This is a genomic window from Mesorhizobium sp. M1A.T.Ca.IN.004.03.1.1 (assembly GCF_003997555.1).
Classification (GTDB): Bacteria; Pseudomonadota; Alphaproteobacteria; order Rhizobiales; family Rhizobiaceae; genus Mesorhizobium.
In genome coordinates this window covers 870,496-889,125 of sequence record NZ_RZTV01000002.1, presented here as the reverse complement: position 1 = coordinate 889,125, position 18,630 = coordinate 870,496, and the positions used below count along the sequence as shown (strand labels likewise).

The following is an 18,630-nucleotide window of genomic DNA, read 5'->3' as shown; positions in this document are numbered from 1 at the left end:
CGGCGCGATGTCGCCGTCCATCGAATAGACGCTTTCGAAGACGATCAGCTTGGCGCGCTCGCGTCCTGCCGCCTGCAGCAGGCTTTCCAGATGCGCAACGTCGTTGTGGCGAAAGATCTTCTTTTCGGCCCCGGAGCGGCGCACGCCCTCGATCATCGAGGCATGGTTCAACTCGTCCGAGATGAGCAGGCAGTTGGGCAAGAGCCTGGCGATGGTCGAGATCGAGGCTTCGTTGGAAACGAAACCGGAGGTGAAGACCAGCGCCGCCTCTTTGTCGTGCAGGTCGGCGAGCTCATGCTCCAGCTCGACCAGCGGGTTGGACGTGCCGGAAATGTTGCGGGTGCCGCCAGCGCCCGAGCCCATCCGGCCCGCCGCGTTCTGGAAGGCGGCGATGACGTCCGGATTCTGGCCCATGCCGAGATAGTCGTTGGAGCACCAGACGGTGATTTCCTGGGCGCGACCGTTGGAGCGCCAGATGGCGCGTGGAAACTTGCCCACGATGCGCTCGAGGTCGGCGAAAACGCGGTAGCGCCGCTCGGCGTGGAGCTGGTCGGTCGCGTCTTCGAAGAACCGCTGGTAGTTCATGTGTAAGTTTCCTGTTCAGGAGGCGCGCCGTGGGTGCGACGGTTCGATCCGCTGGACCCAAACTACGAACGAGGAAAGGGCGCCGCTTTGAGCTGTGTCAAATTGCAGGGCGCCTGGTCGTCTGAGATGCGCAGATTCTAGGCGTAGGCCGCGCCAAAACTGATCCAAATCAAAGCGCCGGGCCACCTTTCGGCCCACGCTGACCGGATGTGGAATCCAATCGCAAGCGCTCCGTTTGGCCGCAGCCTCGAACTAGCCGTTCTGGACGAGGAGGGCCTACACGCGCTTGTATTTCCGTGCGAAAAAGGGCGCGAGGGATGGCGGCATGCCGTTACCGGCATCCGGGTCGATATCCGGCCGACACATTGGCGCGCCTGGCATCTGGAAAGAGGTCAAGAGGATTGTCAGAACCCCTCGTAGAGCAATTCCGAAGGTATGGAACGGTTTTCAGTTCGGCTTTCCGCAACCAAAGTGCTTGCCCTCGCGCAACGCCTTTTCAGCCCTTGGGATCGGCGATCAAAGCCATACGCACCAGATGCGAAAGACTGCCGGCGCCCATCTTGCTCATGAGATTCGCGCGATGGATTTCGACCGTGCGCGGACTGATCCCAAGATCGTAGGCTATCGTCTTATTCGGCAAACCCGAAACGAGACCGTCCAGCACCTGACGTTCCCGATCCGAGAGCGTGGACAGATTTTTCCGAATGTCGGCGGCTTGCGGGTGTGACGCCACCCCGCGGTTACGGTTATCGACCGCCGAGCGAATTGCGCCGATCAGCACCTGGTCGTCGAATGGCTTCTCGATGAAATCGGCCGCTCCTTCCTTCATCGCTTGTACTGCCAGCGCCACGTCCGCGTGCCCGGTCATGACGATGACCGGCACGGCATGGCCGCGAGCCTTCAACTGCCGCAGGAATTCTATGCCGTCGATGCCCGGCATGCGCACGTCGGTGACGATGCAGCCGTCGACCTCCTTCGGCTCTGTTGCCAGGAATGCTGTTGCCGATTCATAGAGGCGCACCGCAAAGTCGGCTGTCGCAAGAAGGAAGCCCAGAGACTTGCGGACGTCGACGTCATCATCGACCACATGCACGACATCACTGGCCATTGGCGACCTCTTCCCTTTCCACGGCGCGCAAAGTGAACCGAAATGCGGTCCCACCGCCGGCTGCCGACTCTGCCCAGATATGACCACCATGGGACTCAACGATAGTCCGGCAAATGGACAGGCCGACGCCCATGCCCTGCTTCTTGGTGGTGACGAAAGGCTGGAAGAGCTGAGCTGAGACCTCAGGGGGCAAGCCCGGACCAGTGTCGATAACGCTAACTTCCGTCATGCCGTCGTGCCGCGCTACGGTGACGATACGCAGCTCGCGGCGCGGCTGCCCCTGCATGGCTTCCACGGCATTTCTCATCAGATTCAGCAGCACCTGCTGGATTTGGATACGGTCGGTCAAAACAAGCTCGGCCCCCGGATCGAGATCGTAAGTGACTCGCACGTCCGCCTCTCTCGCACCAACCAAAGCCAGCGACGAGGCATCCTCGATCAGCGCCGGCAGACGTTCGACCTGACGCTCGCTTTCGCCCCTAGCGACAAAATCCCTGAGACGACGGATGACATCCCCGGCGCGCAAGGCCTGCTCGGCGGCCTTTTCGACAGCCTCCTCCAACATGACGGCATTGTCGTCTTTGCTCTTTTCGAGCAGGCGGCGGCTGCCTTTGAGATAGTTCGTGATCGCCGTCAGCGGCTGGTTTATCTCGTGCGCCAGTGTCGAAGCCATTTCCCCGAGTGCGGTGAACCGCGCCATATGAAGCAGTTCCTGCTGCTGCTCCTGAATCCTCGCTTCGGCTCTGTGGCGTTCCGTCAGGTCGCGGCAGAAACCGGTGAAGAAGCGACCCGTTCCGGGGTGCATTTCGCCCACGGAGAGCTCCATGGGAAAGGTCGATCCGTCCTTGCGCATCCCGGTCACCGTACGGCCCAGCCCGATGATGCGGCGCTCTCCCGTCATCAGGTAACGCTGCATATACCCGTCATGCTCCTCCCGGTAGGGCGAGGGCATCAGCAACTTGACGTTTTGACCGATGACTTCGCTGGCCTTGTAGCCGAACAACGTCTCGGCCGCCGTACTGAAAGATTGGATCAGGGCGCTTTCGTCGATGACGACCATTGCATCGGGCACCGTCGCCAGGATCGAACGCAGGTGATCCTCGCGTAATTGCAGTGAAGCGTTGGCAAACGACAGGTCGCTGACATCCGTGCCCTGTACGAAGATAGCGCTGATGCGGCCATCCTTGGCTCTAATGGGTTGATTGACGAAGTCCAGGATGCGTTCTTCCGCCATACCCGTCTCGGCGTTGCGTAGGACGATTTTGGCATTGCGGCCCACATAAGGCTCGCCGGTTTCGCTGACACGATCGAGCAATTCGAAGAAGCCCTGGCCCTCGAGCTCCGGCAACGCCTCGCGCACCGGCTTGCCGATAACTTGCCGCTGACCGATCAGTCGCTGGTAAGCCGCATTGGTCAACTGGAAAACGTGACCAGGCTCGCTGAGCAAGGTCATGAAACCTGGAGCCTGATCGAACATCAGCGCAAGAAGCTCATGTTCCGGCATATTGTCGTGTTGCAGTCGACTGCCTGCCAGCTGGGCCGCTTTTGCCACAGTTTCGGGCGAAGCTTGCCCCTTCTTGCTCACAAGCGAACTCCGGATCGGGGAAGAGCAACGATGGATGATGTAGCACTCATCCGCCTGCTCGCCAAACAGGCTGCTTTGAGCATTTGATCGGTATCAAGGCGCGGTTCCTTCGCAGTATGCAAATGACGATGTATTCCGCTTCCAGGCGAGGTGCCCGAATGTCCTACAAAACGATGGTCGTCAACCTAGCCGTTGATGCAAACCCGGCGGCGATCCTCAATCTGGCAACAGAGCTCGCGCAGCGCTTCGATGCTCACCTGATCGGCCTCGCTGCCGCCGACGTTCCGCCGTTGGTCGCAACGGGGGAAGGCATGGTCCACGAAGGCAAGGTGATGCAGATCCAGCGCCTCGAGATCGAGAAACGTCTCGCCGAATTGCGCGAGCTATTCGAGAAGCTTGTCCCGCCCTCGGTCAGCAGCGAATGGAGACAACACGTATGCGGCCCGACGCGCGCTCTGGGCTTGGCAGCTCGTTCAGCCGATCTCATCGTAACAGCGGATGGCGGGGAGAATGTCTACCGGGAGGTTGATATCGCGAGCGTTGTGCTCGGCGCAGGCCGGCCTGTACTGGTCACTGCGGCCAATGCCGAGCATTTTTTGAGCAAGACTGCCCTTGTCGCCTGGAAGGACAGCCGGGAAGCACGTAGGGCCCTGTCTGATGCCTTGCCCCTCCTGGCTAAAGCAAACGAGGTGGTCGTCGCCACCATGGAATCCGACTTCGGAGAGGATGTTCGAAACAGCCTCGCCGACATCGTTGTTTTCTTGGAGCAGCACGGCATCACCGCACGAAGCGAGGTGATCATAGGCGACGCGGACGGCGGCAAGCTCGTGACTTTTGCGCTCTCGATCCATGCCGACCTGATCGTTTCAGGGGCCTATGGTCACAGCCGACTGAGGGAATGGGCTTTTGGCGGTGTCACGCGCTCGCTGATCGACGAGAGCGGCATCTGCCGCCTCCTGTCGAACTGACGGATGGCCAACGGGCAAAATCTTGAACAGGAACCAACTCGTCACAGAGCACTGGGATTGACGATCATGGTCTGACGAGAGTCAACTGTAAGCGAGACCTCCGCGATCAATAGGTCGACATCCACGGGACGAAACAGCTTGAACAGTCTCCATCTTCTTGAAGCATTTCTGCTTTTTGCCGCGCCGGGGCCGACCAATGCACTTTTGATGGTGGGAGCGGTCAAGCGAGAGAAAGCGATCGCCCTGTTGATCGCCCAGGCATGCGGGTACGGGGTCGCATCCGCCTGCTGGTTTTCGCTTCGTCCTTTGGTGTCGCCCGGCGCCGTCCTGAGGATCGAGCTGGTTGCAGCCGGATTGCTGGTTGTTCTTGGCCTGCGTCTCATGTCTGGCGTTGGCGCCAACACATCCAAAAAGGCCGACGCCATTACAGTTTTCGCGACAAGTGCCATCAATCCGAAGGGATTCATCTATTGCCTGGCAATGGTGCCGACGGACGCCAAGCCCCAGGCGCTGGGTGTGTACTGGGTCGTGCTGCTGGCGACCACGGCTGTCACGGGAACCTTTTGGATCCTGCTTGGCAGCAGGTTCAGCGGGGGCCGAACCACGGTTGACTGGGTTGCTGGCGCAGCGCTGATTGCATTCGCCGTCTTGCTTCTCGGACCACTGATCCCCTTGGCGGCCACCTAGCCCCGGCAGAACCGGAACCGCGGTGTGGCTCCGGCAGGCGTCGTTCTAGGAGATAAGCACCACCGAAAACGGTTCCGCACAGAACAGGCTGTCCTTGACCGCCTTCACGCCGGCGACGTTTTCGGCCGCCACGACCGCCGCCTTGCGCTGGCGCTCGTCTAAGATCGCGCCATTCAATTCGACAGCCCCGTTGTCCACCGTCACGCCGATCAAGTCGCCACCACTCCAGGATTGGCTCTGCAATTCAGCGACGACGCTCCTGCGGATCAACTCGTCATCGGCGGTCGTCGCGCCCGATTTCGGCAGGACACGAGCCAAAGCGCGCAAGAGGTCCGAGCGCGTGATGATGCCGAGAATCTCGCCAGCTTCGACGATCGGAACGTTCTTGATGTTGTGGCGGGTCATCAGTTCAACGATTTCGGCGAGCGAGGCACGAGGCGACGCCGAGACGACATCCGTTGTCATCACCTCGTCGACCCGCCGTCCGTTGGCGCGAACATATTCGTCTGCGATCTTGCCGGGGCCTAGGAGGAACTGCAGCCAGCGTGCGCGGGCGCGCTGGGTGCCAAGCTCCGCTCGACGCAGGAAGTCGCCTTCGCTGACCATGCCGGCCAGCGTTCCGTCAGCGCCGACGACCGGCAGACAGCTGATCTTCTTAGACAGCATCAGTTCGACTGCGCCGGCGACGGGGGTTGCCGCGTCGATCGTGATCACCGGGGTTGTCATTATGGCACTGGCCTGCATGTACGCCTCCATCGTTTCTCGCACGTTTAGAGGCTTCCAGGCGGGCTGCGCCTTGATCTGCCTCATTTTCGGCGCGCGATTTCGTTCTCGATGTCGTCCGGGTCGATCAGGATCCGCTCGGCAGCCCCATCAAGGTCCTCGTACTGTCCGCTGCGTAGCGCCCACAGGAAGCCCGACAGGCCGAGCGCGCCCAGGAAGAGGGCCACAGGAATGAGATAGGCGAGCGTAGTCATCAACGGGCCGCTTCCACGATGTCGGTGCGGTGCTGACGACGCTCACGTTGCTGGGGAGCGGCCGTCGTCGCGGCTCCTCTCAGCCGCATCGCGTTCGCGATCACGATCAGCGAGGACGCTGACATTGCGATGGCTGCGATCAGCGGCGTCACATATCCCAGGATGGCGATCGGCACGGCAAAGGCATTGTAGACGATCGCGATTGCGATGTTTTGGCGGATGAGCCGGCCTGCCTTGCGCGACAGATCCAAGGCAAGCGGCACCGCCAGTAGGCTTTCGCGCAGGAAGACGAAGTCGGCCGCCTTGCGGCCGACGTCGGCCGCGGTGGCAGGCGCCATGGACACATGCGCCGCCCCAAGCGCGGGCGTGTCGTTGAGTCCGTCGCCGACCATCAAAACCTTGTGGCCGGCGCGGGCCAGCGTCTCGATCCAATGGACCTTGCCCGAAGGAAGCAGCGCCGGCACAAAGCTGTCGATGCCCAGTGAGCTGGCAACCTCGCCGCAGGCTCTCTCCGTATCGCCGGAGAGCATTTCGACCGACACGCCGGCGCGCTTCAAGCTCTCGATAGCCGCATTGGCATCGGACCGAGGCGCGTCCTCGAAGGCAAAGCACGCGACGATCGTGCCGTTTCTTGACAGGACAGTTCTGCCATAACCGCCGAGCTTGCCTTCACCTCCGGTCCGGGCCTTCCATCCGGCCCAGCCGCGCCGGCCAAGGCGCCAGATGTCGCCGCCGGCTTCGGCCTCGATGCCGAAGCCGGGTTCTTCCCGCACCGAGACAAGCTCGGGTTGGCCGCAAAAGCCGGCGTGGATCGCCAGGGCCTTTGAGAACGGATGACGCGACTGCGCGGCCATGCCGGCCGCCATCGCCAGCATGGTCGGATCGATCGATGATGCATTGGTGAGGCGCGGCTGACCCAGGGTGAGTGTTCCGGTCTTGTCAAAGACAGCCGCATCGACTGCGGCCAGGCGCTCCATGGCGGAGCCGTCCTTGACCATGATCCCGGCCTCGAAAAGGCGCCGGGCCGCCACGACCTGCACGATCGGCACCGCGAGACCGAGGGCGCAGGGGCAGGTGATGATGAGCACGGCGATGGCGATGGTCATGGCTCGGTGCCAATCACCGGATGCCACCATCCAGCCAATGAAGGTCGCGAAAGCCGCGATATGGACCACCGGCGCATAAAGCGCCGATACCCGGTCGGCAATCCTTCGGTATTGCGAGCGCCCGCCTTCCGCGGCTTCCATCAACCGGACCATTTCCGCCAGGAAGGAATCCTTCGCGGCGGCGGTCGCCTGCATCGTCAGCGGGCCGGTGAGGTTGAGTGTTCCGGCCTGGACACGGGTTCCGGCGCTGACGGATTTCGGCCTGCTTTCACCCGACACGAGCGCGTAGTCGAGGTCGGAATTGCCGCTGACTATGGCGCCGTCCACCGGTATCCGCTCTCCAGCCGCGATAAGCAGGCGCATTCCCGGCTGCAGCTCGGCGACCGGCACGTAGTCGCGCGTGCCGTCGTCGCGCAGGACCACCGATCCCCGTGCCGCAAGGCGCGACAGGCCGCTGACGGCCGTCCGCGCCCGTTCCCGCATGACGTGATCCAGCGTGCGGCCGATCAGCAGGAAGAAGAGCAGCGATGTCGAGGCATCGAAATAGGCGTGCTCACCGTGGGTTACGGTTTCGTAGAGGCTCATCGCATAGGCAAGCGACACGCCCACCGCTATCGGCACGTCCATGTTCATGCGGCCGTGACGCAAGGCGTTCGCCGCAGAGCGGAAGTAGATAGCGCCGGCGAAGACCAGGGCAGGGATGGCGATCAGGGCCGACAGCCAGTGGAACAGGTCCCGCGTCGGGCCCTCGGCGCCGGACCAGACCGAGACGGACAAAAGCATGATGTTGCCCGCGGCGAAGCCGGCGACCGCGACTGCTCGGATCAGTTCCGAGAGGGCCTTGTCCTTCTCGTGCGTCTCGGGGTCGAAAAGATGTGCCTGATAGCCGAGCCGGCCAAGCACGGCAAAGAAAGGTGGGACCCTGCCGCCATGCCAGCGAACCGTTACGCGTTTCGTCGACAGGTTGACGCGCGCGGAGTCGACGTTCTCGATCTTTGCAAGGGCGGCTTCAATCGTCTGGATGCAGGCCCCGCAATGGACCGCCGGCACCGATAGCTCGGTCTGGTGAATGTCGCCGCCGAGGTTGCGGCTGGCAAGCCTGATCTCGTCACTCGAGGGCGAAGCAGACGCCGCATCGGCGATATCCAACGTCATTTCGGCACCCGGTGCGCAGCAGCTCATTGCAGGGCTCCCTTCGAGATTATGAGGCGACGAACATCGCGAAACGGCAATGTCAGCCCGGCGTCGGCATCGATCTCGACGATCCAGACGCCGTCCTTCGGTGTGTGCCGGGCGGCAAATTCCCCCGTTTTCGAAGGAATGCCGCCCGTGGCCGCGGCGAGCGTCAAAGCCTCGTCCTCGGTCTCGTAAGCCGGATGCCGGAACAAGACCTTGACGCCGTGGAGCGGCACCGGATTTCCCCGTGTATCGGCAAGGCTGTAGCGGACCTCGCCGGGGGCGATGGTCAACTTGCCTTTCCAGCCGAGCGCGGCTTGCGCGCGTCCTTCCCTGGCCCGCTTGTTGAACTGCTGGCTGGCAACATAGGTGTTCTCGACGACCAGACCGGTCCAACTCCGGCGGGCGAGAGTTGCCATGGTGAGGTTCACGCCGATGACGACCGCAAAAAAGGTGAGGATGGAGGCCAGCATGTGCCTGCCGGTGAACTCGCGCGGCTTTCGTGTATCGGTGCTCATTTGCGGTTCTCGGGTGCGTTGAAACTGGCGGTGTACTGGGCGGATTCGGAACTCGCCTTGTCCGCGATCCGGAATTCGAAGCTCTGCACGGGCGCTTTGATCAGCTCGGTTGGTTGGCGGACGAAGACCTTGAGGACATTCAACCTGTCGGGCTCGACCGCGACGGCAAATGTGCGGCTCGAGGGCTGGTCGATGCCGACGATGCTCATCTCGCCGCCGTCCAGCCCTTGCAACGTAACCTCGATCGTTCTCGGCTCGGGGATCATGTTGAGCAGCTTGACGGTGTAGCCGTTGCGGATCGAGCCGTCCGAAAGCGTCACGAACTGAGGATTGCGGTCATGAAGGACATTCAGCTCCAGCCGCTCGCGGGTCAGCAGCGAATAGACGAGGACAAGCCCGATCGCCGACCAGGCGCCCAGATAGATGTAGGTGCGCAGGCGGAAGATCTTGCTCAGCTGGAAATGCGCCAATCCGTCGGCGAAGCTGCCGCTCGGCGTTCTCACCAGCGCCGGATTGACCGGACTGGTGCCGCCGGCGGTCGCCACCGCCATGTCGGCGTTGTAGTCCGCCAGCGTCGCGTAGGAGATCAAGCCGCGTTCGCGGCCGAGCTTGTCCATGACACCGTCGCAAGCGTCGATGCAGAGCGCGCAGGTGATGCATTCCAGTTGCTGGCCGTCGCGGATATCGATGCCCATCGGGCAGACGGCGACGCAGGCGTTGCAGTCGACGCAATCGCCGACCAGCTGTCCGGCGGCCAGTGCCTTCTTGGCGTGACGCGAGCGCGGTTCGCCGCGCCAGTCGTTATAGGTCACGGTCAACGAGTTCTCGTCGAGCATGGCGGCCTGTATGCGCGGCCACGGGCACATGTAGGTGCAAACCTGCTCGCGCATCAGCCCGCCGAACACATAGGTGGTGCCTGTCAGAACGGCGATCGTGACATAGGCGACGGGCGCCGCCGTGCCGGTCACGACTTCGATGAGCAATGTCGGCGCATCGGCGAAGTAGAAGATCCAAGCGCCGCCGGTGGCCATGCCTATGGCCAGCCAGATGACGTACTTGATGGAACGCAGGAACAGCTTGCGCGCCGTCCAGGGAGCGGCGTCCAATTTCATGCGGGCATTGCGGTCGCCTTCGATCGCGCGCTCGACGACGAGGAACAGGTCAACCCAAACGGTCTGCGGGCAGGCGTAGCCGCACCAGGCTCGCCCGACCGTGGACGTGACCAGGAACAGGCCGACGCCCGCCATCATGAGGAGGCCGGCGACGTAGTAGAATTCCTGCGGCCAGATCTCGATGAAGAAGAAGTAGAAGCGGCGGTTCGCCAGATCGACAAGCACAGCCTGATCAGGAGCGAAGGAGCCGCGATCCCAGCGCAGCCACGGCGTCAGGTAATAGATGCCGAGCGTGATCGCCATCACCAGCCACTTGAACTGGCGGAAACGGCCCGAGGCGCGCTTCGGAAAGATCTTCTTGCGCGCGGCGTAGAGAGGCTGGCGGGTCTTCGCGGAATTCACCGCTTCGGCCTCGAGCCGTTCTACCTGCGTCTGGTCGAGCACATGCATCTCCAACGGCGGCAAAGTACGGAGCCGCTCTCATCGGGCAGTCTTGCCGGAGGTCTCATCGCAGCGCGTTGACCCAGGTCAAAAACCGCCGATGGAACAGGTCGAGGCCCGGCTCGGCCGGGCCTCGTCGCTTGCACGGCCGAGGGCCGAGAATAGGCCCCGCTTCCTATTCTCCGCCGCCAAGTGAATGAACATAGACCGCCAGTTCCTTGACCGTCGTCTCGCCGAGGCGCCCGCCCCAGGCAGGCATCACCCCGTTATGCGGCGTGCGGACCTGCGCCGCGATCGCCGCCTCGCTGGACCCATAAAGCCAGATGGCGTCGGTAAGGTCGGGCGCTCCAAGCTCCCGGTTGCCCTTTGCATTCTCGCCATGGCACGCGGCGCAATTGTCGCCGAAGACCTTGGCGCCGGGGCCGACCAGGTTCTTGTCCTGGACAGGGCCCGAGAGGCTGGCGACATAGGCGCTGACCTCAGCGATCTGGTCAGGCTTCAGCACATCGGCGAAGGCGGTCATCTCCGACTGGCGAGTATCGGCATCGGTGGCGAAGCGAATGCCGTGCGTGATCGTCTGCTGGATCTGGTCGGTCTTTCCACCCCATAGCCAATCGTCGTCGTTGAGGTTCGGAAACCCTGTCGACCCTTGCGCGCCGGAGCCGTGGCATTGCACGCAGTTGACCCTGAACGCAGCGCCGCCCGCGGCGACGGCGAACTCGCGCAACGCGTTATCGGCGGCGATCTCGGAGACGCTCTTGGCCTGGATCGCCGCGACATACTGAGCCTTGGCCGTCTCGGCGGCGGCCATCTCGTTCTTGACGTCGTTGCGGCTGGAGAAGCCCAGAACGCCTTGGGTGGCAGAGCTGATCATCGGCCACGCCGGATAGGCGATCGTGTAGGCGAGCGCCCACGCGATGGTGATGTAGAAGGTGATCACCCACCAGCGCGGCAGCGGATTGTTGAGTTCCCTGATCCCGTCCCATTCGTGACCGGTCGTCGCGATGCCCGAGATTTCGTCGATATGCTCGCTGCTCATGATCAGCCGTCCTTGAGTGGAATCTGTGCGGCCTGGTCGGCGTGGGCCTTGCCGCCGGGGCGGAGCGCGAAGGCAACGCAGCCGACGAAGAACAGCGCCATGGCGAGCAGGCCCCAGCTGTCGGCAAACTCCCGCATCAAATTGTAGTCCATCGGTCACTCTCCTCAGCGATAGCCGGCGGCTTCGTCATAGGTCTTGAAGTCGACCAGCGTGCCGAGCATTTGCAGATATGCGACGAGCGCATCCATCTCAGTAACCTGCTGCGGATTGCCGTCGAAGTCGCCGATCTTGGCCTTGGGATAGCGCGCTTCCAGGCCCGACGTATCGGCGCTGGGATCGGCCTGCGCCATCAGGTCCGCATTGGAGTTGGCAATCATGTCGTCGGTATAGGGAACGCCGACGCGCCGGTTCGCGACCAGATGCGTGGAGAAGTCCTTCACGTCGATCGGCGTGTCCTTCAGGAAGGCGTAGCCGGGCATGATCGATTCCGGCACCACCGAGCGGGGGTCGGCAAGGTGCTGGACGTGCCAGCTGTTGGAGTAGCGGTCGCCGACGCGGGCAAGGTCCGGTCCGGTGCGCTTGGAACCCCATTGGAACGGGTGGTCGTACATCGACTCAGCGGCTAGGCTGTAGTGGCCGTAGCGCTCGACCTCGTCCCTGAACGGCCGGATCATCTGGCTGTGGCAGAGGTAGCAGCCTTCGCGGACATAGATGTCGCGTCCCGCAAGCTCTAGCGGCGAGTAAGGCCGCATGCCTTCGACCTTCTCGATCGTGTTATCGAGGTAGAAGAGCGGCGCGATCTCGACGATGCCGCCAATGGTCACGACCAGCAGAGACCCGACAAGAAGAAGCGTGGCGTTCCTCTCGATGAGCGCGTGTTTGTCCATCAAGCCCATGTCTGGCTCCCTATTCGGCAGGCTGGAGGGCGGGCGTGGGGCCCGGCTGGGATTGCTCCTCGGGCTGGTAGCCGAGAATGGTCATGGTGATGTTCCATGCCATTATCAGCATGCCGGCGAGGTAGAGAGCGCCGCCCGCGGCGCGCATGACGTAGTAAGGGTGCATGGCAGCGACCGTCTCAGCGAAGGAATAGACGAGGAAACCCTGCTCGTCGTACTCGCGCCACATCAGGCCCTGCATGATGCCGGAGACCCACATGACCGCGGCGTAGACGACGATTCCGAGCGTCGCCAGCCAGAGGTGCCAGGTGACGAGCCGCTGCGAATAGAGCCGCTGACGGTTCCACAGCTTCGGCACCATGTAGTAGATGGCGCCGAACGAGATCAGCCCGACCCAGCCAAGCGCGCCCGAATGGACGTGGCCGATTGTCCAGTCCGTATAATGGGACAGCGAGTTGACGGCCTTGATCGACATCATTGGGCCTTCGAAGGTCGACATGCCATAGAAGGCGATGGCCGCGACCATCATGCGCACGATCGGATCGGTGCGGATCTTGTCCCAGGCGCCTGACAGGGTCATGAGGCCGTTGATCATGCCGCCCCAGGACGGCATCCACAGCATGATCGAGAACACCATGCCGAGCGTCTGAGCCCAGTCGGGCAGGGCGGTGTAGTGAAGGTGATGGGGGCCCGCCCAGATGTAGAGGAAGATCAGGGCCCAAAAGTGGATGATCGAGAGGCGATAGGAGTAGACCGGCCGGTTCACCTGCTTCGGCACGAAATAGTACATCATGCCGAGGAAGCCGGCGGTGAGGAAGAAGCCGACGGCGTTGTGGCCGTACCACCATTGCGTGAGCGCGTCCTGGACGCCGGAGAAAGCCGAATAGCTCTTCGATCCAAGGAAGGAGGCCGGCATCGAAAGATTGTTGACGACGTGCAGCATCGCGATGGTGATGATGAAGGACAGGTAGAACCAGTTCGCGACGTAGATGTGCGGTTCCTTGCGCTTCAGGACGGTGCCGAGGAAGAGCAACAGATAGGCGACCCAGACGATCGTCAGCCAGATGTCGACATACCATTCGGGTTCGGCGTATTCGCGGCTCTCGGTGATGCCGAGCAGATAGCCGGTCGCGGCCATGACGATGAAGAGCTGGTAACCCCAGAAGACGAACCAGGCGAGATTGCCGCCGAACAGGCGGGCGCGGCAGGTCCGTTGCACCACGTAGAGGGAGGTGCACAGAAGCGCGTTGCCGCCGAAGGCAAAGACGACACCAGAGGTGTGCAGCGGGCGCAGACGGCCGAAATTGAACCGTGGCGCGACATTCAGGTCGGGATAAGCGAGCTGCAGCGCGATAATCACGCCGACCAGCATCCCGACACCACCCCAGAATATGGTTGCGATGGCGCCGTAGCGGATCGGCCCGTCCATGTACGCGCCGGGGTCAACGGGGATCGCCGGCTTGAAGTCCGTCGTGCGCAACAGGATCGCGGTGAAGCCAGCCAAGACGAAGAACAAGACCCACATATGCTGGCGAAAGGGTTCGTCCACGCCGAAGCCGGCGGCCACAAGCGCCGCAAAAGCAAAGAGGCTTAGAAGAACGATCTCCGTGCCAAATCTCATCGCAAGTCCCCGATCTCGAATTCCGGCGGATGCCGACGGCCGCATGAGTTCCTCAATCGGGGACTGTCGGCCTTGATCTAGGTCAAAGCCCTGTCGTTTCGGTTTGGGCAGCCTCGATGCCAGTTCGGTCAGCAGGCGGTCGTTGGGAAGGAAAGGCACGCCGGCACGGCGCCTTGGCAAGACTGCGGCCATCTGTCCCAAGCCGCTGGGTTCGGCGATGAAGCAGTGCCGGGCGCCATGATGAGACGGGCACATCGGGAAAAGCTGCGGCTCTGCGATACGCTCGAGCAATTGGCCGACGCCCTGCCGCATGTCGATCGCCTGCAATGCCTTGGCGTGGCCAACAGCATCGTTCCGCTGCTACGCGCCATTCACCGCTATGAGGAAACGGTCGTCTTCCCGGCCTATGAGGCGGCTCTCACCCTGGCTGAGTCCAATCTTGCCTCCATCAGACGGTCGGGCGGAGCACCTCGAGGACGAATGCTACGCGGACGAGTTGACCGAGGATCGAGAATGCGAAAGCGGTCGGCTTCATGCTGCGCGGCTTCTTCGAAAGCATGCGGCGCCATATAGCGTTCGAGCGCGAGCACATTCTTCCGAAGGATCGGACTAAGCGACTCTTGTAGCGCTCCGCCAACCGCGCTGGCGCGATCAGTCACCGCAGCGTTGTTGCAGGCGGCTGAGGCTGTCCACCGTGACATGGCGGTTGCTCTCGATCCGGATCACATCGTCGGTGCGCAGTCGCGTGAGCTGGCGGCTGACCGTCTCGATGGTGAGTCCGAGAAAATCAGCGATGTCGGCACGCGTCAGCGGCAAGTCGAAGCTGGCCGACCTGGCTGCCGGATCGGACGCCGGCTCTATATTCCTGGCAATCATAAGAAGGAAGCTGGCGACCCTTTCGGACGCTGTCTTGCGCCCCAGCGCTACCATCCAGTCTCGCGCTTCATCGAGGTCGTTCAGAGCCTGCTTGAGCAGGCGGTGTTCGAATCCCGGAGAAACCCTCATCATCCGTTCGATCACCGTCCTTGGAAACGAGCATAGTAATACTTCCGTAGCCGCTTCGGCATTGATTGCACTTTCGGACTTGAACGGTCGCCCCAGGAAATCCGGAGCGAACTGCAGGCCGACGATCTGCTGGCGCCCGTCCGAAAGGCTCTTTGTCAGTTTGACAACCCCGGAGAGGACGTTCGAATAGCGTTCTACGACTTCGGCATCGCCCATCAGCTCAGCACCCGGTGACACGCCGTGCCTTGAGGCTGTCTTGGATAGCTCAACCAGCTGATCGGGTTCGAGCGCACCACATAAACCACGGTGCCGCGCTTCACAGGACTGGCAAAGCACAGGGATACCGGCACTATGGATGTCCTGTCGAACGTTCATCGCATCTGAAGCCAAAACAAAGTGGGGCCCAGCCCAACAAGGTTGGCAGGGTATCACCTTTGCATTGTGGGATTGTTGCGTCCTTTTGTCCTTTGGTCCGCATTGATTGGAATCAAGGCTTCAACAGACGAGCGCGGCTAGGTTGCGGCATGCAACAGAAAACGGCGAACGGTATCCGCATGGCCTTGGCCAACAGCTCGGCCGAGAACGTGCCGCGGTATACGAGCTATCCAACGGCGCCACACTTTCACCCTGGCGTCGACCCAGTCGTCGTTCGGGGCTGGCTGGATGGGCTGGAAGGCGATGACGAGATATCGCTGTATCTGCACATCCCCTACTGCGACAGGCTGTGCTGGTTCTGCGCCTGCCATACCAAGCAGACACGGCACTATGCGCCGGTGGCCACCTTCCTGCGCTCGCTGCACAGGGAAATCGAAACCGTCGGTGGCCTTGTCAGTGGCCGGGGCAGGGTGCGCGCCGTTCATTTCGGCGGCGGCTCCCCGACGATGCTGAAACCGGACGACATCCTGATGCTCGGAACAGCGTTGCGGGATCGGTTCGACTTTCTCGATGACGCCAGTCTCAGCGTCGAGATCGACCCGAACGACATCGACGAGGGGCGGCTCGATGCTTTCGCCGCAATCGGCATGACGCGGGCGAGCCTTGGCGTCCAGGACTTTGATCCCAAAGTGCAGAAGGCGATCAATCGCGAGCAGAGTTTCGCGCTAACCAAAAGCATTGTTGATGCTGTGCGCGCGCGGGGCGTGAGATCCGTCAACCTGGACCTGCTCTACGGTTTGCCGCATCAGACCTGCGAGAGCGTCGCCGCGACAGTCACCCAGGCGCTGACGCTGGCGCCGGACCGGCTTGCCCTATTCGGCTACGCGCATGTGCCATGGTTCAAGAAGCACCAGACGATGATCGATGAGGCCTGGCTGCCCGATTCAGCCGCACGTCTGGCGCAGTCGCAGCTTGCCGCGCGAATGATTGTCGATGCCGGCTACGAGGCGCTGGGACTGGATCATTTCGCAAAGCCGCAGGATGCGCTGGCAGTTGCCGCGCGCGGCGGCAGGATCCGCCGCAATTTCCAGGGCTACACCGAGGACCTATGTGAAACCCTGATCGGTCTTGGGCCCTCCGCGATCAGCCGGTTCCGCCAGGGTTATGCCCAGAACATTGTTGCAACTGGTGAATACGAAAAGGCTGTCGATGCCGGACAACTGGCGACGGTGCGCGGCATTGAGCTTAGTGTGGATGATCAGGCGAGGGCCTGGCTCATCGAGCGCCTGATGTGCAACTTCACTTTCTCAGCGATAGAACTTGTCGAACGCTTCGGGAATATCGGCCAAAGGCTGCTCTGCGAGGCGAGCCGATTGGCCATCAGCGGAGCAGGCCAGCTTCTTCGGCTCGATGGTGAATACTTCATCGTACCCGAAGAAAGCCGTCCGCTGGTCAGGACGGTGGCGGCGAAATTCGACAAGTATTTCAGAAACGGAACCGGCAGGCACTCGTTGGGGGTCTGAGCGCAAAGCTGGGCCTAGCACTCAAAAGTGCTCGCCCGCCTTGAACGGACCGATACGGGTTCCGGCCGCAATCAGATAGGCTGTTGACCAGCCGATCAGCAGAAACCCGTTCACGCCTTCCAGAGCAGCCAGGACACGCCAACCGCGGGCGGGTATGACGTCGCCATAGCCGACCGTGGAAAAGGTGATGGTGGAGAAGTAGAGCGCAGTCTCGAAGTCCGGGAGGACGCCGAGTAGTCTGTACATTCCGGCCCAGAGCCAAACTTCCGCTGTCATGACAGCGAAAAGCCCCATCACGACGCTGATCATTGCGAGGATGCGGCTGCGGCGGCCGTGCATGCGAAAATGCGCCACGAGGTGCGCCATCACGTGAGTGATCGCGATCAGGCCGAAGGTGTGAATCAGGACCGTCAGACTGATGACGCTCGTGCCGACGCAGAGATTGAGGATCATTCGACGAATCTATGACCCCCGACGGGCCTAGTCTTTGCGTAAAATCAAGTCGGGATCAGCCTGCCAAGGGTTCCAGGACAATCAACCAGCCGGCCCGACTATTGGCCTACCTGCACGCTGCCGCCCGATCCAGGCGAAAGAACATGGCGAGCTTCAGGCTCGCTGCTATTCGCTCCGCCCGCTCGATGAACACCGCCGCGGTTTCGGGCTCGAACTGGTCCGATGCCGTCGCCCGGAAGAGAGCCAACCAGGTGTCGAAGTCGGCTTCGGTGACATCCTCCAGTTTCAGGTGAGCCGGCACCGGACGTCCATGATAGTCGCCGCTCTTCAACATGACGGAGCACCAGAAATTGGTCATCTTCTCGAGGTGAGGTCCCCAGTCGCCAGTGATCTCCCGGGTGAAGATGGGTCCGAGCTGCTCGTCCTCTCTCACTCTGGCATAGAATTTGCGCACCAGTGCTCCTATCGAAGCACGATCCACACCGGGGCGCATCAGAGGCTGTTCGGTGACAGGGCGAATCCTGTCAGTCAAAATTGACTTCGATGTCATTCATATTCCTCGTCAGCAGGCAGTCAGGTCAGGCCAAGGCGACGAACCACGGCCATTAGGAAGCCATCGCGGTCGCGGACAAGCCGGAAGCCCAGATTGTCTGGTGGTGTGCCGACCGCGCAGCCGCCGCTTTTGCCATCGCGGATGAAGTTCGACATGTAGGTGCGGTGGAAACCTTCCACAACATGCACACCGCAATTGGTGACCACACTGGCTACGACCTCGCCGGACACACGCGCGTGTGTGTAGCAGGTCGATGTCCACTCCCAGACATTGCCGGCAATATCGGCAACGCCCTTTGAATTGAGGCCAAAGGATCCGCTTTGTCGCGGTTCGGGATCCGGTTTGCGATCGAGCGCGGCCTCATTGCGATAGCGGGTGAGCCATCGCCTTGCCGGATTGGCCGGGTCGCCTTCACCGCCTTCTATATCTGCCCGAAATCGCTCCGCCGCCGCGTAGGCCCATTCCACGTCAGTCGGCAGCCGCCACACTTCGCCCGTCTTTGCCGACAACCAGTTCGCATAGGCCAGCGCATCGAGAAAGCTGATCCCAGTAGCTGGAACGTTGCCGGCAAGATTTGACTCAGCAGGCCTGCAGGCGCCGTCCGAAACGCAACGGTCGTAGTCCGTTGCGCTCACCTGGAACTTCATGATTTCCACCGGCGCCTCGATAGTTTCGGTGAAGGCGGGCGCAGGGGCAGGATGGTTGTCCTTGAGGAATTCGCCTGGCTGCGGATGTTTGAATGAACCGGGTGCCAGAGCCACGAGCTCGCGTGGTGAAGCCGCAATCGCCGCGCGCGAGGACATGCCATCGAGCGCTTGGCTGACGCCCAGGCCGATGAAGGCGGCAGCCCCGATAACACCGAATGTGAAGAGAGGATCGAAGGACATGCTGCACCCCCGGGG

General features: G+C 62.0%; 21 protein-coding genes. 5 read left to right on the top strand and 16 right to left on the bottom strand.

Going from position 1 to position 18,630, the window contains the following annotated elements; all coding sequences use genetic code 11:
• Window positions 1-585 (bottom strand): aminotransferase class I/II-fold pyridoxal phosphate-dependent enzyme (locus EOD29_RS10125; RefSeq protein ID WP_127246602.1); only part of this gene is annotated, 585 nt, incomplete at its 3' end.
• Between the two features lie 207 nt (window positions 586-792).
• On the opposite strand from EOD29_RS10125, the gene EOD29_RS37080 reads away from it, so the two are divergent.
• A complete protein-coding gene (locus EOD29_RS37080) occupies window positions 793-1,005 on the top strand; it encodes a hypothetical protein (RefSeq protein WP_127239738.1) in 213 nt (70 codons plus the stop codon).
• 76 nt (window positions 1,006-1,081) lie between these two features.
• Here EOD29_RS37080 and fixJ read toward each other — a convergent pair whose 3' ends face one another.
• Together fixJ and EOD29_RS10110 are read right to left on the bottom strand one after the other, a co-directional pair.
• Entirely contained in the window at window positions 1,082-1,693 is a 612-nt protein-coding gene (fixJ, locus tag EOD29_RS10115; protein ID WP_127239739.1) for a response regulator FixJ, read from the bottom strand.
• Complete coding sequence (locus tag EOD29_RS10110) at window positions 1,683-3,197, bottom strand: PAS domain S-box protein (protein WP_127239760.1); 1,515 nt, start codon at window positions 3,195-3,197, stop codon at window positions 1,683-1,685. Before EOD29_RS10110 ends, fixJ begins: the two co-directional genes overlap by 11 nt.
• 239 nt (window positions 3,198-3,436) lie before the next feature.
• Here EOD29_RS10110 and EOD29_RS10105 point away from each other — a divergent pair, with 239 nt between their 5' ends.
• Together EOD29_RS10105 and EOD29_RS10100 are read left to right on the top strand one after the other, a co-directional pair.
• Entirely contained in the window at window positions 3,437-4,246 is an 810-nt protein-coding gene (locus tag EOD29_RS10105) for a universal stress protein (RefSeq protein WP_127246601.1), read from the top strand.
• A gap of 138 nt (window positions 4,247-4,384) precedes the next feature.
• Window positions 4,385-4,933, top strand: a complete 549-nt coding sequence (locus tag EOD29_RS10100) for a hypothetical protein (RefSeq protein WP_127246600.1) — start codon at window positions 4,385-4,387, stop codon at window positions 4,931-4,933.
• A 45-nt stretch (window positions 4,934-4,978) separates the two neighbouring features.
• Here EOD29_RS10100 and EOD29_RS10095 read toward each other — a convergent pair whose 3' ends face one another.
• From EOD29_RS10095 to ccoN, 9 genes are all read right to left on the bottom strand, one after another.
• Window positions 4,979-5,743, bottom strand: coding sequence for a CBS domain-containing protein (locus EOD29_RS10095; RefSeq protein WP_348630419.1), 765 nt, complete (start codon window positions 5,741-5,743; stop codon window positions 4,979-4,981).
• Window positions 5,740-5,910, bottom strand: coding sequence for a cbb3-type cytochrome oxidase assembly protein CcoS (gene ccoS, locus EOD29_RS10090; RefSeq protein WP_127239742.1), 171 nt, complete (start codon window positions 5,908-5,910; stop codon window positions 5,740-5,742). The genes EOD29_RS10095 and ccoS overlap by 4 nt, the downstream gene beginning before the upstream one ends.
• A complete protein-coding gene (locus EOD29_RS10085; protein WP_127246599.1) occupies window positions 5,910-8,198 on the bottom strand; it encodes a cation-translocating P-type ATPase in 2,289 nt (762 codons plus the stop codon). The genes ccoS and EOD29_RS10085 overlap by 1 nt, the downstream gene beginning before the upstream one ends.
• Complete coding sequence (locus EOD29_RS10080; RefSeq protein ID WP_127246598.1) at window positions 8,195-8,710, bottom strand: FixH family protein; 516 nt, start codon at window positions 8,708-8,710, stop codon at window positions 8,195-8,197. The genes EOD29_RS10085 and EOD29_RS10080 overlap by 4 nt, the downstream gene beginning before the upstream one ends.
• Window positions 8,707-10,266, bottom strand: coding sequence for a cytochrome c oxidase accessory protein CcoG (ccoG, locus tag EOD29_RS10075; protein ID WP_164763721.1), 1,560 nt, complete (start codon window positions 10,264-10,266; stop codon window positions 8,707-8,709). The genes EOD29_RS10080 and ccoG overlap by 4 nt, the downstream gene beginning before the upstream one ends.
• A gap of 172 nt (window positions 10,267-10,438) precedes the next feature.
• Window positions 10,439-11,302 (bottom strand): cytochrome-c oxidase, cbb3-type subunit III, encoded by an 864-nt coding sequence (ccoP, locus tag EOD29_RS10070; protein ID WP_127246597.1) that lies wholly within the window; start codon window positions 11,300-11,302, stop codon window positions 10,439-10,441.
• Window positions 11,303-11,304: 2 nt separating this feature from the next.
• A complete protein-coding gene (locus tag EOD29_RS10065) occupies window positions 11,305-11,454 on the bottom strand; it encodes a cbb3-type cytochrome c oxidase subunit 3 (RefSeq protein ID WP_127239746.1) in 150 nt (49 codons plus the stop codon).
• A 12-nt stretch (window positions 11,455-11,466) separates the two neighbouring features.
• Entirely contained in the window at window positions 11,467-12,198 is a 732-nt protein-coding gene (gene ccoO, locus EOD29_RS10060) for a cytochrome-c oxidase, cbb3-type subunit II (RefSeq protein ID WP_127239747.1), read from the bottom strand.
• A 10-nt stretch (window positions 12,199-12,208) separates the two neighbouring features.
• The gene (ccoN, locus tag EOD29_RS10055) at window positions 12,209-13,819 is read right to left on the bottom strand and encodes a cytochrome-c oxidase, cbb3-type subunit I (RefSeq protein ID WP_127246596.1); all 1,611 of its coding nucleotides are present in this window, start codon (window positions 13,817-13,819) and stop codon (window positions 12,209-12,211) included.
• A gap of 237 nt (window positions 13,820-14,056) precedes the next feature.
• On the opposite strand from ccoN, the gene EOD29_RS10050 reads away from it, so the two are divergent.
• Window positions 14,057-14,392: a hemerythrin domain-containing protein gene (locus EOD29_RS10050; RefSeq protein ID WP_348630420.1), complete on the top strand. Its 336-nt coding sequence runs from the start codon at window positions 14,057-14,059 to the stop codon at window positions 14,390-14,392.
• Window positions 14,393-14,470: 78 nt separating this feature from the next.
• On the opposite strand, the gene EOD29_RS10045 is transcribed toward EOD29_RS10050, so the two are convergent.
• On the bottom strand, window positions 14,471-15,199 hold the full coding sequence (locus tag EOD29_RS10045) for a Crp/Fnr family transcriptional regulator (protein WP_127246595.1): 729 nt from the start codon (window positions 15,197-15,199) through the stop codon (window positions 14,471-14,473).
• A gap of 149 nt (window positions 15,200-15,348) precedes the next feature.
• On the opposite strand from EOD29_RS10045, the gene hemN reads away from it, so the two are divergent.
• Window positions 15,349-16,722: an oxygen-independent coproporphyrinogen III oxidase gene (hemN, locus tag EOD29_RS10040; protein ID WP_206520459.1), complete on the top strand. Its 1,374-nt coding sequence runs from the start codon at window positions 15,349-15,351 to the stop codon at window positions 16,720-16,722.
• Window positions 16,723-16,743: 21 nt separating this feature from the next.
• On the opposite strand, the gene EOD29_RS10035 is transcribed toward hemN, so the two are convergent.
• From EOD29_RS10035 to EOD29_RS10025, 3 genes are all read right to left on the bottom strand, one after another.
• Window positions 16,744-17,175: a potassium channel family protein gene (locus EOD29_RS10035; RefSeq protein ID WP_127246594.1), complete on the bottom strand. Its 432-nt coding sequence runs from the start codon at window positions 17,173-17,175 to the stop codon at window positions 16,744-16,746.
• A gap of 106 nt (window positions 17,176-17,281) precedes the next feature.
• Window positions 17,282-17,629: a group III truncated hemoglobin gene (locus tag EOD29_RS10030; RefSeq protein ID WP_347404257.1), complete on the bottom strand. Its 348-nt coding sequence runs from the start codon at window positions 17,627-17,629 to the stop codon at window positions 17,282-17,284.
• 119 nt (window positions 17,630-17,748) lie between these two features.
• Window positions 17,749-18,615 carry an SUMF1/EgtB/PvdO family nonheme iron enzyme gene (locus EOD29_RS10025; protein ID WP_127246592.1) on the bottom strand — a complete coding sequence of 289 codons (867 nt, stop codon included), beginning with the start codon at window positions 18,613-18,615 and terminating at the stop codon, window positions 17,749-17,751.
• Window positions 18,616-18,630 lie beyond the last annotated feature (15 nt).